The sequence below is a fragment of the Paenarthrobacter sp. TE3676 genome (assembly GCF_056279165.1).
Window position 1 is genome coordinate 321,035 of sequence record NZ_JBWBQU010000003.1, and the last position, 15,050, is coordinate 336,084.

The window sequence follows — 15,050 nt, forward strand, 5'->3', positions numbered from 1 at the left end:
AGACTCCCAGGGAATTCGCAGGAAAGTCTAAAGTGTGGCTAAACTCATGCTGGCCGCAGTCTCGCGGCCATTTTTTCCGCGCTCTTGGGGGCGTTTGAGCAGAGGGCGCTGTCTTATGCAGATCCGACGGAGAGCCCGCATGCGCTCTCAAGTAATTTTTGCCGGCATTATCGCAATGGTGGGAGCCGCCCTGCCGGCGCTCCCGGCCGCAGCGGATGTTCCCCAGCCAGCACCTGCCGTCGTGCCGAACAATTCCAAGGTCAGCACGGACCAGTTCATCGTGAGGTTCAAGGAGCGAGACCGCATCCAATCGGCCGAACGGGAGTCCTTCTTCGGCCGTGCCGCAAGCGCCGTGGGCGCCAGCGTCCAAGCAGTGCGAACCACAGCTACGGGCGGTGACGTCATCAAGACGAATCGAAAGCTTGCCCCCGAGGAAGCCGACGATCTCATTTCAGCTCTGGCGGCGGATCCGAATGTTGAGTACGCCGAGCCGGACGTTATTATGCGACCGTATTCCGTGGCGCCGAATGATACTTACTATCCCATCCAGTGGGCCCACTCGGTTGAGCCAGGGGGGATCCATGTCCGGGAGGCATGGGACTTGAGCCGGGGTGAAGGGGGCGTGGTTGCTGTCGTCGACACCGGCATCCTTGATCACAGTGATCTAAACCCCAATATCCTCCCGGGCTATGACATGATCAGCACGGCTGCGGTGGCACGCGATGGCAATGGTCGGGATGCGGACCCCACCGACAAGGGCGACTACAACAGCGCCGGTCAATGCGGTGTAGGAGTGCCTGCAGAATCATCGTCATGGCATGGAACGCATGTGGCCGGCATTATTGCTGCCGTTGCCGGAAATGGTAAAGGCGTGGCGGGTGTGGCGCCCAAAGCCAAAGTAGTGCCAGTCAGGGTGCTGGGCTTGTGCGGCGGTTACACCTCGGACATCACCGATGGAATCGTCTGGGCCGTAGGCGGTAACGTTCCCGGCGTGCCGGTCAATCCCAATCCTGCACGGGTTGTCAATCTCAGCCTGGGAGCGGAGGCGGCGTGCCCCTCTTCGTTCCAGAGCGCTCTGGATTTCGCGTCGACGCGCAACGCGGCTGTAGTGGTGGCAGCCGGAAACGAAAACATCGATGCCGCATACGTCAGCCCTGCAAACTGCCGGAACGTAATCACTGTGGCTGCCAGTACTCGCGCAAAGCAACGTGCGTATTACTCCAACTACGGCAATAACGTAGACCTCTCAGCCCCTGGAGGTGACATGAGATATCAGGTTACCGATGGCATCGTATCCACGCTGAACAATGGTCGAGACGTTGCAACAGGGGAAGAGTATTACATCAAGGCCGGAACCTCCATGGCGGCTCCGCACGTTTCCGCCGTGGCAGCCATGATCACTGTGATGAAGCCATCTGCGACGCCGTTCGAAGTGGAACAGAGGCTTCGCGCCAATATCTCTCTCATGAGCTACTGTGCTGTCTGCGGTACCGGGTTGCTGAATGCTGCGGCGGCTTTGAAGGATGTGTGGATGGATGTGACGCCCATCGTTCCGAGCAAGCCAACTATTGAAGGCAAGCCGCAAGTAGGCGAAACTCTCACTGTCTATACAAGCCCGTGGGTTCCAGTCGGACGACTTGCGATGCACTACCAATGGAATCGGAACGGCGTTCCCATCCCCGATGGTTACCCTTTTTCCTACACCTTGACACCGGAGGACCTGGGTGCGACTTTGTCCATCACTCAAACCGGGGTTCGAGCGGACGGGACATCAGCCTCGGCAGTGTCTGCGCCGACGGCTCCCATTGCTCCGGGGCCGCTAGCTGCAGTAGAGCCCACAATTAGCGGCAGTGCCTACGTCGGCAGTGTCCTTACCGCAGAAACAGGTACTTGGGAACCTTCCCCTGTGGACCACTCCTATCAGTGGAATCTAGGGGGAGCTCCTATTGCCGGGGCAGTGGGAAAGGACTACAGCGTCGTCAACGAGGACGCCGGTAAGCCCATCAGCGTCACAGTGACCGGGAGCAAGGTCGGCTACACAACACAGTCACTTAGCAGTAAGCCAACTGTGGCAGTGGTACCGGCGGACAAAGTGGTTTCCCCCCTACCCGCCACTTTCGCCGAGGCCCCTTACATGCAAGACGATCGGTACACGATTCCAGCATCTCCGGGTGTTGAGTACCAAGTGGATGGCGTCACGGTAGCAGCGGGGACGCACCTGGCCAGAGGGCAGGTGAGAGTTGTTGCGAAGGCCGAAGATGGATACATGCTCCGAACAGGAGCTCCAGCCCAATGGACCGCCTACTTCAGCATGAGGGGGCCAAACTTTACCGCTCCAGCCGTTTCACCTTTCAAGGATGTCCTGACGACACAGCAGTTCTACAAGGAAATGTCGTGGATGGCCGATCGGAAAATTTCTGAGGGTTGGGTGGCAGCAGATAAGAGCCGCACCTACCGTCCGCTTACTCCGATAAACCGTGACGCCATGGCAGCATTCCTTTACCGCATGGCTGGTTCGCCCGACTACACACCGCCTGCCCAGTCGCCCTTCAAAGACGTGCTGACAACCCAGCCGTTCTACAAGGAGATGGCCTGGTTGGCGGAGACCGGCATTTCGACCGGATGGACTGAAAATGGCGCACGTTCGTACAAGCCGGTGACACCTATAAACCGTGACGCCATGGCCGCCTTCCTTTACCGGCTGGCGAACAAGCCTGACTATGTGGCCCCGCCGTGGCTGCCCTTCAACGACGTCAGCCCAAGTCAGCAGTTCTACAAGGAGATGGCCTGGATGTACGAATCCGGTATTTCTTCCGGCTGGACTGATGCTTACGGATCACGCACTTATCAGCCCCTCTCACCAATCAACCGCGATGCCATGGCTGCTTTCCTGTATCGGATGCCATAGCGCACGATCGCGAGGAACAAGCGAAAATCAACCGGGGCCGGTTGCAGGACTTTCTGCAGCTGGCCCCGGCCATTTTTGAAGCGACCTCCCCGACTCACAGGGAATTCGCAGGAAAGTCCAAACTGTGGCTAAACTCATGCTGGCCGCACTCTCGCGGCCATTTTTCCGCGCTCATGGGGCGTTTGAGTAGAGGGCGCTGGTTAATGCAGATCCGACGGAGAGCCAGTGTGCGCTCTCAAGTAATTGTTGCGGGCGTTATCGCCCTGGTTGGTGCCGCCCTTCCGGCGCTCCCGGCCGTAGCGGATGAAGCACCGGCGCCTATGCCGAGTGCCGCACCTAAAACGATGTCCACTAGTTCCGAGGAAATTCCCACGGATCAGTTCATCGTGAAGTTCAAAGAACGGGACGGCATTCAATCGGCCGACCGGAAGTCGTCGTTCGGCCGGGCGGCCAGTGCCGTGGGCGTACCTGTTGAATCCGTGCGCACCATGGCCACAGGTGAAGAAGTGGTCAAGACCGATCGGAAACTCGGTGCGGCAGAAGCCAGCGAGCTCGTTTCCACTTTGGCGGCTGACCCGAGCGTTGAGTACGCCGAGCCTGACTCCATCATGAGGCCGTTTGCTACCTCGCCTAATGACACCTATTACAACCTCCAGTGGGCGCACGGCACAGGTAACGGTGGCATGGGCGTACTTGGTGCGTGGGATGTAAGCCAGGGTGAGGGGAGCGTTGTTGCGGTTATCGACAGCGGCATCCTGAACCACAGCGACCTGAACGCGAACGTCCTTCCCGGCTACGACATGATCAGCGAGCCGGAAATAGCCCGCGACGGTAACGGCCGTGACTCAAACCCGCGTGATGAAGGCGATGGGACATACTACGGGCAGTGCGGCACCGGATGGCCCGCAGAGTATTCTTCATGGCACGGAACACACGTGGCCGGAATTATTGGTGCGGTTGCCGGGAACGGCAAGGGTGTTGCCGGGGTGGCCCCCAAGGCAAAGATTGTCCCGGTTCGAGCGCTGGGTATCTGTGGCGGCTACATTTCAGACATTGCCGACGCGATCGTCTGGGCCGCCGGCGGAACTGTTGCCGGAGTCCCTGCAAACGCCAATCCCGCACGCGTTATCAACCTCAGCCTCGGCGGCCGCGGAGTTTGCCCGGCTTCGTACCAGAATGCAGCAGATTTTGCCCGCGGCAAGGGTGCCTCTGTAGTAGTCGCTGCGGGCAACGAGAACATTGACGCATCGCAGGTCAGGCCGGCCAACTGCAAAAACGTCTTGGTTGTGGGCGCTACCAAGAAGGACGGCAACAAGGCCTATTACTCCAACTTCGGTGTGAACGTAGATGTTGCTGCGCCGGGTGGCGACATGAGGTTTTCCGGTGCCGACGGCATCGTGTCAACGCTGAACGATGGTCTGGATATAGCCACGACCGAGGACTACTACCTCAAAGAAGGCACCTCCATGGCTGCCCCGCATGTAGCTGCGGTGGCCGCGATGATGTACTCCAAGCTGCCCGCGTTGACCCCCGCCGACATCGAACAGCGTATGAAGGAGACAGCCCGGCCGGTCTACAACTGTAACTGCGGGGCCGGTTTTGTGGACGCTGGCAAGGCCCTCAAAATGCTCGCTGAAGATGTAGCGCCCATTATTCCAGGAACGCCCACCATCTATGGTCAGACCAAGGTGGGCGCGATGCTGACCGCCAATCCGGGATACTGGAGCCCAGGCCAGGTACTCAAGAGCTACCAATGGCTGCGCAACGGGGAGCCCATTCCCTACCAGAGGCTTGACCAGTACGTGCTTGCCCCCGAAGACGCAAACGCAGTCATCTCGGTGAGGGTAACCGGAGCGAAGACGTATGCCGCGAGCGTGTCGGCAACCTCAGCCCCTACTGCCCCCATCACGCCTGCGGATATCTTCTCCGTCGCCCCGAAGATCACAGGCCCAGCCTATGTTGGCAGCGTTCTCAAAGCAGACGTGCAGCCCTGGGGACCGGCTCCGGTAGCCCTCGCATACGAATGGAAGCGCAACGAGGATCCGATAGCCGAAGCCACAGGTTCCCAGTACAGCATCACGGAGACTGATATCGGCGCGACGATCACCGTGACGGTGACCGGCACCAAGCTTGGCCACGCCACGGTGTCCTTGACCAGCGAAGCGACTGCTGCAGTCCTGCCGGCTGACAAGGCTGTAACCCCCGCGGCAGTTGAGTTCGTGGACGCCCCGTTCACTGACCAGGACACCTACACCATCCCTGAAACGGAGGGTGTTGAGTACCGCGTCGCCGGTGAAGTGGCTACGCCGGGAACCCATCCAGCAACAGGCCGGATCACGGTCACGGCAGCGGCCAAGGATGGTTTCGTGCTCAAAGCAGGTTCGACTGTGGAGTGGACGGAACGCTTCAGCGCCAAGGGCCCGGACTTTGTGCCTCCCGCTGTATCGCCCTTCAAGGATGTGCTGACAACTCAGCAGTTCTACCGGGAAATGGCATGGATGGCTGACGCTGGAATCTCCAAGGGTTGGGTTGAGGCGGACAACTCTGTCACCTACCGCCCACTGACCGCGATCAACCGCGATGCCATGGCAGCCTTCCTGTACCGCATTGCCGGTTCCCCGGACTACACCGCACCGGCCCAGTCACCGTTCAAGGACGTATCCACCACCCAACAGTTCTACAAAGAGATGGCCTGGTTGGCGGAAAAGGGAATCTCCTCGGGTTGGACGGAGGGCGACGGCTCCAAGACCTACAGGCCCCTGACTCCGATCAACCGTGATGCCATGGCGGCATTCCTCTACCGCCTGGCTGAGAAGCCGGACTTCCAGGAACCCGCTACGTCACCGTTCCACGATGTGCTCACCACGCAGCAGTTCTACAAGGAAATGGCTTGGATGCTGGAGATGAAAATCTCCACAGGCTGGCTGGAAGCCAATGGCTCACGCAGCTACAAACCGCTTTCACCCATCAACCGCGACGCCATGGCAGCGTTCCTGTACCGCATGCCGTAGCTCCCCGTATGAGGTCGCTGCTTAGTGACCCTCTTTGACCAACAACGGCCGCCGAACAACCTGATCAGGTTGTTCGGCGGCCGTTTGGCTTTCAAAGAAGGTCAGGAAGCCACGGATCCCGTTGAGAGAATCCGCGGAGTCTTCCACGCCCGGTCCGGAACCTTGCCGGACACCAGAGCCACGGCGATCACCAGCAGCACGAGCCCCCACGTAGCATTCACGACGTCAAGCGCCGACCTCATCACCACGAACGGCGGGACGATGGCCAGGAGAGTTCCGGCAACGATGCGCCACATGGCGGGCCGGACCGCACCGGGGGCCAGTGCAGTGCTTGCGAGCTCCAGTCGGACCAGAGGGGTGGAAACCAGCAGCACCATCGCCCACGCGGCCACGTAAAACAGTGGCCGGCTGAGCCACCACTCGGTGCCGGCGGGCTCGGGGAACGGCAGGCGAAGGACCAGTGCAATCCCAAACATTGCGATGATCAACGGCAGGTGCCACAGGTAAATGGTCATTGCCCGGCTACCCACCACGAACATCACCTTCTGCACCCAGCCGACGCCCACGCATCGCTGCAGCACCGGATAGACGGCTTTCACCAAAAGAATGTGGGCCAGCCCCACCAGGATCAGCGGGAACATGGGCGGGTTTTGGCTGGTCAGCATGTCCACGGGATAGGGACCGGCGTGCGTCAGCGGAACCATCACGGCGTAGCAGCCGCCAGCGGCAAGAACGAGCTTCCACTTGGCGAAGCGGTCAAAGAAGCCGTCGGCGTAAAAAAATCCCAGCTGCTGCAGAAGTCCCCAAACGAACACCATGTTCAGCAGGCCGATCGGGTTCGAATCGAAGCCCCACGGGTTGCGCTCCAAGCCCAAACGAAGAACATCAACGACGACGGCGCCCGCAGCCAGCGCTGCCATGGTTCGGTAGGGCGCTGCCTCGTGAAACCTGGCCATCGTAGGAACCATGGCCTGGCAGATCAGGTACGCGGCCAGGAACCACAGCTGCACGCCGGCGCCCGCAGCGATAACGGCGAGCAGATCAGCGGGGACACCAGCCGCCGTCGCACTCCACAGCGCAATGGCGAGGAAGATGTAAAGGGCGACCGTGGGTCGGACCAGTCGCAGCACCCGGTTTCTGAGGTAGTCGCCGGCGTCACCGCCCTTGCGTTGCAGGCTGCGCCACGACGTGAGCGAAGCAAAGCCGCCCACCACGAAGAAGAGCGGCATGACCTGGCCGAACCATGTCCCTTGGGCAAACCAGCTAAGGGATGTAAGGGGATTGCCCACACCGATGCCGGACGCGTCCACGCTGATCCCCATCATGAGCAAATGAACGGCAACAACGGCAAACATGCAGGCGACGCGGATGAAGTCGACCACCAAATCGCGGGAGGCCGGGACGGCGAGACCTTGGGCGCTACTTCGGTTCGAGGCGGATCTGAGGGTAGATGACATGGGAGCTCCTGGGATTAGTCGCGCTGTTTGTCCATCGATTGGAGTAACTGTAACCCATGAAGAACGGCCAGTCGACGTAATCCTCAGAAACGTTGGAGCTTACGGGTCAGGATGGGCATGTCCGGGCGTAGCCTTGAGAGAACCGCACTCACAATCACTAGAGGTTTCATGCGGCGCATTTCATGAATCCACCCCCACCAATGAAGGGCAGTGCTGATTGTTATGCACATCAAAGAATTTTGGGACCAGCTCTCACCGGACACGCAGCAGTGGCTCATCGACAATCCGGGAACCATGATTGTGCCGAGGACAGTCACAGCGATCATTAATGGGGAAACGGGAGAGAACGAAGGCGTTGACGCCCACGGTGGCACGCACCTCACGGATGCGGATCGGAACTTCATCCATGAGCAGGCGCGGGCGCGTGGAGCTGTTTCTACTGAAGAGCCCAAGTTCTTCGACTCGGTCGGTCCGGCGGACTAGGCCCCTTGGGACTGCGCGCCCTTTAGCGCCGACCGCCCCCGTAACCACTGGTGCGTGGGGCGCGAAGGGGAGCGCCGCCGTCGCAATAAACGCGCTAGCCCTTGCGCGCCGCCAGGCCGAACAGCCACGTGCCGCCGAGCGCGGACAGGTATCCTGCGATCACAATGAAGGCGGTGCCGGCCCAGAAGTAGTCGATGGTGCTGTCTGTGCTGAGGTCGGGCACCTGCAGCAGCGAGTAAACCGCCACGAAGCCGGCGATCACGAGCGCCCCAACAGTGAGCCAGACCCACAGGCGCGAGGCGGCCCAGTGCTCGCCGTGCCCCTTCCACACATTCCAGCTGTTGCCGGTGCGGAGAATGAGCCAACCTGCCGGGAGCATCACGGCGGCTACCACCAGGAAAGCGGCAACGACGTCGGCGGGACGATGCCACTGGTTGATGAGTGTGGAGACTCCCGTGGCTACTGCGAACGTGCTGCCGAGGAAGCCTGCCAATGGACGCCATCGGGGCGAGACCATGAGGAACACCGCAGCTGCAGCGGAGGCGGCCAACGTGGTGTGCCCGGAGGGGAGTGAGTTCAGTTCAAGTGTCTGGACGCCGCGGTCGGGCCTGTCCGGGATGAGGAGCTTGAGGATCTGCGTGGCGGCGTTGGCGGCGATGCATGCTGCGACTGCGATTCCGGCTGCGGTCCAGCGTCGGCGGGCGACGGTCACGAAGAGGACCATGATCGCAGCGATGGCCAGCGAGAGCATGGGAAGCATGTCCAGGAATTCGGTGGAGGCCCTGCCGGCTGTTCCGCCCAGTACGGTTGCTTCGACCAGTGCGGACTCGTCAATGAACTGGCCTGCGGTGGTGCGCACAAAGAAGTAGTACGTCGCGGCCAGGCCAACGGCGCTGGCGATCGTAGCGAGGCAAAAGAGGAAGCCTTTGCCGGCGCCTGCGTCGCGTCCTTGAAGCGGCCGTGTGCTCGACCTTCCGCTGGTGCGGAATTGCTGGGAACTCATTCTGACTAGACTGCCACAGTTCTCTGGACGGCTCGTGTGAGTCACCCCTTGAGCGTGGCGGGTCCTGGTGAGACGTCGGCAACATTCCTGTGACGCTTGACGCGTGTTAGGTCACAGGTTTAAGCTTCCTAACACGTGTTAGGGAAGGAAATCCACATGTCGGGAACCAATAGGGCTTTGCGTGAATTCACACGTAGAAGTGCCCTCACAGCCCTCGGCGCCGGAATTGTTGGAGTCACCGCGGCGTCGTGGCCGCGCCTGACGGGGACCGACATTCCAGGCCGGGGGGACAACAGCCTCAGCATCGCCATCATGGGCACCGCCGCAGACGCCGCAGCCCGCCAGAAAGTCATTGACGCTTTCGCGAAGGTCCACCCCGAAATCAAGGTCAAGGTGCAGGCGATCCAGGCCGTGGACTGGAAGGACTTCTTCACCAAAATCCTCACCATGGTTGCCGCAGGGACGCCGCCGGACGTGGTGTACGTGGCAACGGAAGGCGCCCAGCTCTTCGCCGAGAAGCTGGCCCACCCGCTGGATGAGTACCTGCGCCGCGACGCCGACCATATGAAGGAATACTTCCAGGACGTGCACCCCAGCCTGGTGGAAGCGTTCATGTACAAAGGCAGCCTGTTCCAGCTCCCCATCGACTGGAACGCAGCCAACATGTACTACAACACCGCATCGCTCCGCTCGGCAGGCCTGGAACGGCCCTCCGACAACTGGACGCACACGGACTTCCGCAGCACACTCGCCGCGATGAAGAAGGCCAAGCCAGCCGACTTCACCCCTTACTACTGGACCAACCGTCTCTTCGGCGGAGTGGTGCCGTGGCTGTACGCGAACGACACCAGCTTCCTCAAAGAAACCAAGTCACCGGGCGGCGAGTGGCTGTGGGACGGCTTCTACGCCAACGACCCCACGCGCAGCCTCCGCTCCGGCGGCTACCAGTGGCTTGAGCCCAACGCCGATGATCCCCGCGTCTTCGAATCCTTCGACTACCTCCGCGGACTCGTCAAGGACGGATTGGGTGTCCGGCCGGAGGAAGGCGGCGGCAGCGCCCTGATCGGCCTCTTCGCGTCCAACAGGATAGGTACGACGCCGGCAGGCGGCTACTGGGTGCAAGGCCTCCACGAGGCGGGGATGACAGAGAACGACTTCGACGTCCAGTTCTTCCCGAAATGGCGGAGCCAGCGCCACCAGTTCGGCACGGCAGGCTACGCGATCATGAAGACCGCCAAGGATAAGGACGCCGCCTGGGAATGGGTCAAGTTCAGCTCCAGCCGCGAAGCCATGCAGATCGTGTTCCCCACGCCGAACACCACACCCGCCCGCCGCTCCATGGTCAACGAGCAGCTCTACGCCGGAACCGGTCCGCGGAACTGGAAGGTCTTCTACGACACCCTGGACAAGTTCCCCACCACAGGTCCCATCCCAGCGCCACCCCAGCAGGCCGCCGTCGAAACCGCCCTGATGAAAAACGTAAGCCTGGCTGTCAGTGGTGACGAGCGGCAACTCAAGGACGCCCTCAGTTCCATGCAGCGCGACCTTGAACTGGCCCTAAGGAGGCAGCCATGAGCACCGCAACCAGTACACCTACGGGGACGGGGAGCGAGCCGGGCCGTCGCCATGCCGCCCACAAGAACGAACAAGGCTCCAAGCGCGGCCGCGTGCAGCAACGCTGGCTTCCCTGGGCTTTCCTGGCACCGACCATCGTGGGCATGGGCATCTTCACCCTGCTGCCGATCGTCGCCTCGATCGCGCTCGCATTCTTCCGCTGGGACATCATCTCAGCACCGACGTTCGTTGGTTTCGACAACTTCGCCGAGGTGGTCCAGGACCCCACCGTCCGCGTGTCGTTCCTCAACACCATCGTGTTCGTGGTGGTGGCTGTTGCCCTCCAACTCGGACTGGCCCTTGGCCTGGCCATCATGGTGCAGGAGAAGCTCCCGGCCTGGCTCAGGGTGTTCTTCCGCTCGGCTTTCTTCTTCCCGTTGATCCTGTCCGCGGCGTCGGTATCGATCTTCATGCGGTACCTCTTCAACGAACAATTCGGCGTCGTGAACTGGCTGCTGTCCGTAGTCGGCATCCCAGCGGTTCCGTGGCTGACGACGCCAAGCGGGTCGGCCGCCGTCGTGATTCTTGTGTACGTGTGGCAGAACTTCGGGTTCTCGTTCCTGCTGTTCATCGGGGGTCTTGCCTCGATTCCGGTGGAGACATACGAGGCCGCGTCGATCGACGGTGCGACAGGCTGGCGCAAGCACTGGTTCGTCACCCTGCCGCTGCTCAGCCCCACCACTCTGGTGGCCTCGGTCATGGCGATCATCAACGCACTGCAGGTGTTCGACCAGCCCTACGTGCTCACCCGCGGTGGACCCGGCGACTCGACACGCACGGCCGTGATGGTGATCTACGAATCCGCATTCCAGCGCCTCGAGTTCGGCCAGGCCTCGGCGATCGGTGTGCTCCTGACGCTCATCATCATGGCCATCACAGCCGCGCAGTTCCGGCTCAGCAAACGATTCGTCTTCTACCAGTAAGGCCCGCCATGACTACCATCCAAGAACGTGTCACCACCACGGCGCCTGTAGTAAAGCGGAAGAAGCGCGACTGGTCAGTGGCCGTCCGCGTCGTCGTCTTGCTGATCGCGTCCGTCTTTGTCCTGGGCCCCGTGTTGTGGACGCTGTCCACCTCGCTGCGACCGCCGTCGGAATCCTTCCAGCTGCCGCCCGCCTTCCTGCCGCTGAACCCGGACCTGACCTCATACGAGCAAGTGTTCAAGCAGCTCAACATCGTGGCGCTGGTGGTGAACAGCGCGCTCGTTACGGGCCTCATTGCCGTAGGGCAGATGATTACCGCAGCGTTGGCGGGCTACGCTTTTGCCCACCTTAAGTTCCGGGGCCGTGGCGCGCTGTTCTCCATTGTTCTGGCCACCATGATGGTGCCCGCGCAGGTCACGATCGTTCCCGTGTTCATGCTGATACGCGGTGTCGGGCTTTCGGACACATTGCTCGCACTCATCATTCCGGCCATCCCGACGGCGTTCGGCACCTTCCTGATGCGCCAGTACTTCATGGGGTTGCCGGGTGAGCTCGCTGAAGCGGCTGCGATCGACGGCGCCTCGCCGTGGCGGACGTTCCGTTCCGTGTACGCACCGCTAGCCATGCCGGGACTGGCGATCGTGGGCATCCTGGCGTTCAACTTCCACTGGAACGAGTTCTTCCGGCCACTCATCATGACCATCTCCGAGCAGAACTTCACACTGCCACTGGGCTTGGTCTCGCTCCAAGGCAACCTCGGCACCGGAAGCATCTCCGTGGTCCTGGCCGGCGTTGTCCTCTCCATGATTCCCGCGTTGGTGGTGTTCATGTTCGGCCAACGCGCGTTGCAGGACGGACTCACCGCAGGCACGGGCAAGTAACTTTCTTGAAAGGGGTTCCGTTGACGGACCTTGCACTCTCTTCTGCCCTGGCTAGGGCAGCGACGCACCCGGACCCGGCGTTCCCTCGCTTCCACCCGCGTCCGGCACAGGGCTGGATCAACGACCCCAACGGCATCAGCTACATCAACGGCCGCTACCACGTGTTCTTCCAGTACAACCCTTTGTCCGCGCGACACTCGCAAATCCAGTGGGGGCATGTGAGCTCCGCTGATTTAGTGCACTGGGAAGAATACCCAGTGGCCCTCTCACCGCAGCCCGGCGGTCCGGACTCCGCCGGGTGCTGGACCGGTGTGGTGACATTGGATGGTTTTGTTCCGACTGCTTGCTATTCGGGTGTCCAGGACCACGGCGGTCATTCGCAGGTGGTGATTGCCCGTGGTTCGGCCGATCTGGTGACCTGGAAGCAGGACGGGCACGTTGCTGCGTCCATGCCTGCTGATCCGCTGGTAACCGCTGTGCGCGATCCCTTCATCTTCCACTTCAACGGGGCCCGCTACGCCATGCAAGGTGCCGGCCTGGCCGATGGTCGCGCGGCTTTGCTGCTGTACACGGTGGAGTCCCTTGACGACTGGAAGTACCAGGGGATTTGGCTGACCACCGCCGATCCCGTTGCTGCTGCTCATACGCCGGCCGAAATCTGGGAATGCCCGCAGCTGGTGCAGGTACCTGTGTCTTCTGGTGGCTCGGCGTGGGTCATGATGTTCTCCCTGTGGCTCTCGGGCGACGACCACGAACACGCCAACGGGGTGGGGCACCTGATCGGGTCCCTCACTGCAGACCCTTTGTCCGGATTGCCGGTGTTTACCCCGTCCTCCGGTGGGAAGTCCGATCTTGGCCGCGACTTCTACGCGCCGCAGATCGTGCAGCTTTCTTATGGTTCGGCTGATTCTTCTCCTGCGGCGCTGCTGTGGGGGTGGGCCAACGAAGGTCCGGGGCGCGATGGTCGCCGTGGCCGCACTGAGGAAGAAATCGACGACGCCGGGTGGTCGGGTGTGTTGACGCATCCCCGTGTTTTGTCGGTGGTTGACGGGGCGCTGGTGGTATCTCCAGTGCCTGAGGTTCTCGCGTATAGGGGTGCTTCGGTGGTTGGGGGTGCTGCTGGTTCCGTTGTGGTTCCTGGGTTCGCAGAGGTGCTGGTTCGGGGTGCTTCCGGTGTTTCTGGTGCTGGTGCCGGTTCCGGTTCCGTGGAGCTGGTACTCGGTTCGGGAGCCGATGCTCAGGTGGTTTACTCAGGTTCCCTGGCAGCGGGCGAAGAGTTGCGGATCTTCGTCGATGCATCCCTTGTTGAGGTGTACCGTTCTGGTTCCGTCGCCACCACCCTTCGGGCCTACCCGGCTCCGGGGGAGGAATGGAAACTCACCTTGCCCACCGGCGCGACTGCCGACGTCTGGGAGTTGGCCCTTCCGGCGTAGGCGGCAGGCCGGCGTCGTCCGTGTGTTGTGGGGCCCGTTGTGCATGCTTGGGGTGTGTTTTGGGGTGCAGAGTGGGCCTCGCAATGAGGGGTGTCGTGTGTTGTGGGGCCCGTTGTGCATGCTTGGGGTGTGTTTTGGGGTGCAGAGTGGACCTCGCAACGGGGGGGCGTCGTGTGTTGTGAGGCCTGTTGAGCATGCTTGGGGTGTGTTTTGGGGTGCAGTGTGGGCCTCGCAATGAGGGGTGTGTATTAGCGGGTGGGCGCGGGGCCGGTTGATTCGCGAGTGACCAGGCGGCAGGGGACCATCGTTTCGGCCGTGGTTCCCTTTCCTGCATCTGTGCCCTCGATCGCGTCCAACAACTTGGTCATGGCTGCCCGGCCGATCTCCCGGAGGGGCAGTGCCATGGTGGTGAGAGAAGGAACCATGGTGTCGGCAATCCGGTTTTCGTCGTCGTAGCCCATGATGGACAGGTCCTCGGGAACGCTGAGTCCCAGGCGCGCTGCAGCGAGGGCGACGCCGACTGCCAGGCGGTCGTTCGCGGACATGATGGCCGTGGGCCGATCAGCCGGGGACACGCCGTCGAGCAGTTTCATGGTGCCGCGGTAACCGGCGTCGATGTCCCAACCGGCCATGAAGATCCGATCTTCAAGGATCGGGGCGTCGGCCGCGGCGTGCGCGTCGCGGTAACCCTGAACGCGCAAGCGGGCTGCGGGCGAATCCTCTGACCCGCCCAGCAGCGCGATGTCCCGGTGGCCAAGCGCCAAAAGGTGCTCCGTGGCCTCCCTGCCGCCAGTGAGTTCGTCCGGAATGACGTGATGCAACTGAGGCTGGGCGTGGTTGTCGTAGCAGTTGGCCAGGACCGATGGGACGCGGAGCATCCCGTGCGGGACGTCGATGGGTTTCAGGCCAACGGTCACGTACATGAGCCCATCAACCTGTCGGTCCAGAAGGGTTTCAATGGCGCTCGCATCCCTGGCGGTGTCCCGCTCAGTGTCCATGACGACGGTAACGAACCCGCGGCTTCGGGCCACGTCATCTGCACCGCCGATGATGTTGCCATCGAAGGGGCTGACCACTACTTCATCGGCCAGGATGCCGATCACCCGCGACCGTTGATTCCGCAGGCTCAGGGCGATGGCGTTGGGGGAGTAGTTGAGCTCCTCAGCCGCTTGCCGGATTCGATCTTGGCTTTCCTTGGCCACGTTCCCATCGCCGCGCCCGTTCAGAACCAGCGACACCGCGCTTCTGGAGACGCCCGCCCTTTTGGCGACGTCCAGTGCGGTGGCCTTGCGGTTCATGGGAAAGTCCTTCCGTACTCTATTGTCAGCAGTCTACCT

Annotated in this window: 10 protein-coding genes; 7 read left to right on the plus strand and 3 right to left on the minus strand. The window is 61.7% G+C overall.

Going from position 1 to position 15,050, the window contains the following annotated elements; translation table 11 throughout:
• Nucleotides 1-139: 139 nt before the first annotated feature.
• Together ACZ881_RS09085 and ACZ881_RS09090 are read left to right on the plus strand one after the other, a co-directional pair.
• Nucleotides 140-2,908, plus strand: a complete 2,769-nt coding sequence (locus tag ACZ881_RS09085) for a S8 family serine peptidase (RefSeq protein WP_476114451.1) — start codon at nucleotides 140-142, stop codon at nucleotides 2,906-2,908.
• 203 nt (nucleotides 2,909-3,111) lie between these two features.
• On the plus strand, nucleotides 3,112-5,919 hold the full coding sequence (locus ACZ881_RS09090) for a S8 family serine peptidase (protein ID WP_476114452.1): 2,808 nt from the start codon (nucleotides 3,112-3,114) through the stop codon (nucleotides 5,917-5,919).
• 101 nt (nucleotides 5,920-6,020) lie between these two features.
• On the opposite strand, the gene ACZ881_RS09095 is transcribed toward ACZ881_RS09090, so the two are convergent.
• The gene (locus ACZ881_RS09095) at nucleotides 6,021-7,376 is read right to left on the minus strand and encodes an acyltransferase family protein (RefSeq protein ID WP_476114454.1); all 1,356 of its coding nucleotides are present in this window, start codon (nucleotides 7,374-7,376) and stop codon (nucleotides 6,021-6,023) included.
• A 210-nt stretch (nucleotides 7,377-7,586) separates the two neighbouring features.
• On the opposite strand from ACZ881_RS09095, the gene ACZ881_RS09100 reads away from it, so the two are divergent.
• Nucleotides 7,587-7,859 (plus strand): hypothetical protein, encoded by a 273-nt coding sequence (locus ACZ881_RS09100; RefSeq protein WP_476114456.1) that lies wholly within the window; start codon nucleotides 7,587-7,589, stop codon nucleotides 7,857-7,859.
• A 94-nt stretch (nucleotides 7,860-7,953) separates the two neighbouring features.
• On the opposite strand, the gene ACZ881_RS09105 is transcribed toward ACZ881_RS09100, so the two are convergent.
• Nucleotides 7,954-8,862 carry a phosphatase PAP2 family protein gene (locus tag ACZ881_RS09105; RefSeq protein WP_476114458.1) on the minus strand — a complete coding sequence of 303 codons (909 nt, stop codon included), beginning with the start codon at nucleotides 8,860-8,862 and terminating at the stop codon, nucleotides 7,954-7,956.
• A 156-nt stretch (nucleotides 8,863-9,018) separates the two neighbouring features.
• Between ACZ881_RS09105 and ACZ881_RS09110 the strand changes: the two genes are divergently transcribed.
• From ACZ881_RS09110 to ACZ881_RS09125, 4 genes are read left to right on the plus strand one after another with little or no spacing between them, the layout of a single operon-like run.
• Complete coding sequence (locus tag ACZ881_RS09110; RefSeq protein WP_476114460.1) at nucleotides 9,019-10,437, plus strand: extracellular solute-binding protein; 1,419 nt, start codon at nucleotides 9,019-9,021, stop codon at nucleotides 10,435-10,437.
• Nucleotides 10,434-11,399: a carbohydrate ABC transporter permease gene (locus tag ACZ881_RS09115; protein ID WP_476114462.1), complete on the plus strand. Its 966-nt coding sequence runs from the start codon at nucleotides 10,434-10,436 to the stop codon at nucleotides 11,397-11,399. Before ACZ881_RS09110 ends, ACZ881_RS09115 begins: the two co-directional genes overlap by 4 nt.
• Nucleotides 11,400-11,407: 8 nt before the next feature.
• On the plus strand, nucleotides 11,408-12,280 hold the full coding sequence (locus ACZ881_RS09120; RefSeq protein WP_214818532.1) for a carbohydrate ABC transporter permease: 873 nt from the start codon (nucleotides 11,408-11,410) through the stop codon (nucleotides 12,278-12,280).
• A 20-nt stretch (nucleotides 12,281-12,300) separates the two neighbouring features.
• Nucleotides 12,301-13,713, plus strand: a complete 1,413-nt coding sequence (locus ACZ881_RS09125) for a glycoside hydrolase family 32 protein (RefSeq protein ID WP_476114465.1) — start codon at nucleotides 12,301-12,303, stop codon at nucleotides 13,711-13,713.
• A gap of 248 nt (nucleotides 13,714-13,961) precedes the next feature.
• Here ACZ881_RS09125 and ACZ881_RS09130 read toward each other — a convergent pair whose 3' ends face one another.
• Complete coding sequence (locus ACZ881_RS09130; protein WP_476114467.1) at nucleotides 13,962-15,011, minus strand: LacI family DNA-binding transcriptional regulator; 1,050 nt, start codon at nucleotides 15,009-15,011, stop codon at nucleotides 13,962-13,964.
• Nucleotides 15,012-15,050 lie beyond the last annotated feature (39 nt).

Coding starts and splice junctions, on each gene's coding strand:
- ACZ881_RS09095 (WP_476114454.1), bottom strand. CDS start 7,376: ATGTCATCTACCCTCAGATCCGCCTCGAACCGAAGTAGCGCCCAAGGT.
- ACZ881_RS09090 (WP_476114452.1), top strand. CDS start 3,112: ATGCAGATCCGACGGAGAGCCAGTGTGCGCTCTCAAGTAATTGTTGCG.
- ACZ881_RS09105 (WP_476114458.1), bottom strand. CDS start 8,862: ATGAGTTCCCAGCAATTCCGCACCAGCGGAAGGTCGAGCACACGGCCG.
- ACZ881_RS09085 (WP_476114451.1), top strand. CDS start 140: ATGCGCTCTCAAGTAATTTTTGCCGGCATTATCGCAATGGTGGGAGCC.
- ACZ881_RS09115 (WP_476114462.1), top strand. CDS start 10,434: ATGAGCACCGCAACCAGTACACCTACGGGGACGGGGAGCGAGCCGGGC.
- ACZ881_RS09120 (WP_214818532.1), top strand. CDS start 11,408: ATGACTACCATCCAAGAACGTGTCACCACCACGGCGCCTGTAGTAAAG.
- ACZ881_RS09130 (WP_476114467.1), bottom strand. CDS start 15,011: ATGAACCGCAAGGCCACCGCACTGGACGTCGCCAAAAGGGCGGGCGTC.
- ACZ881_RS09110 (WP_476114460.1), top strand. CDS start 9,019: ATGTCGGGAACCAATAGGGCTTTGCGTGAATTCACACGTAGAAGTGCC.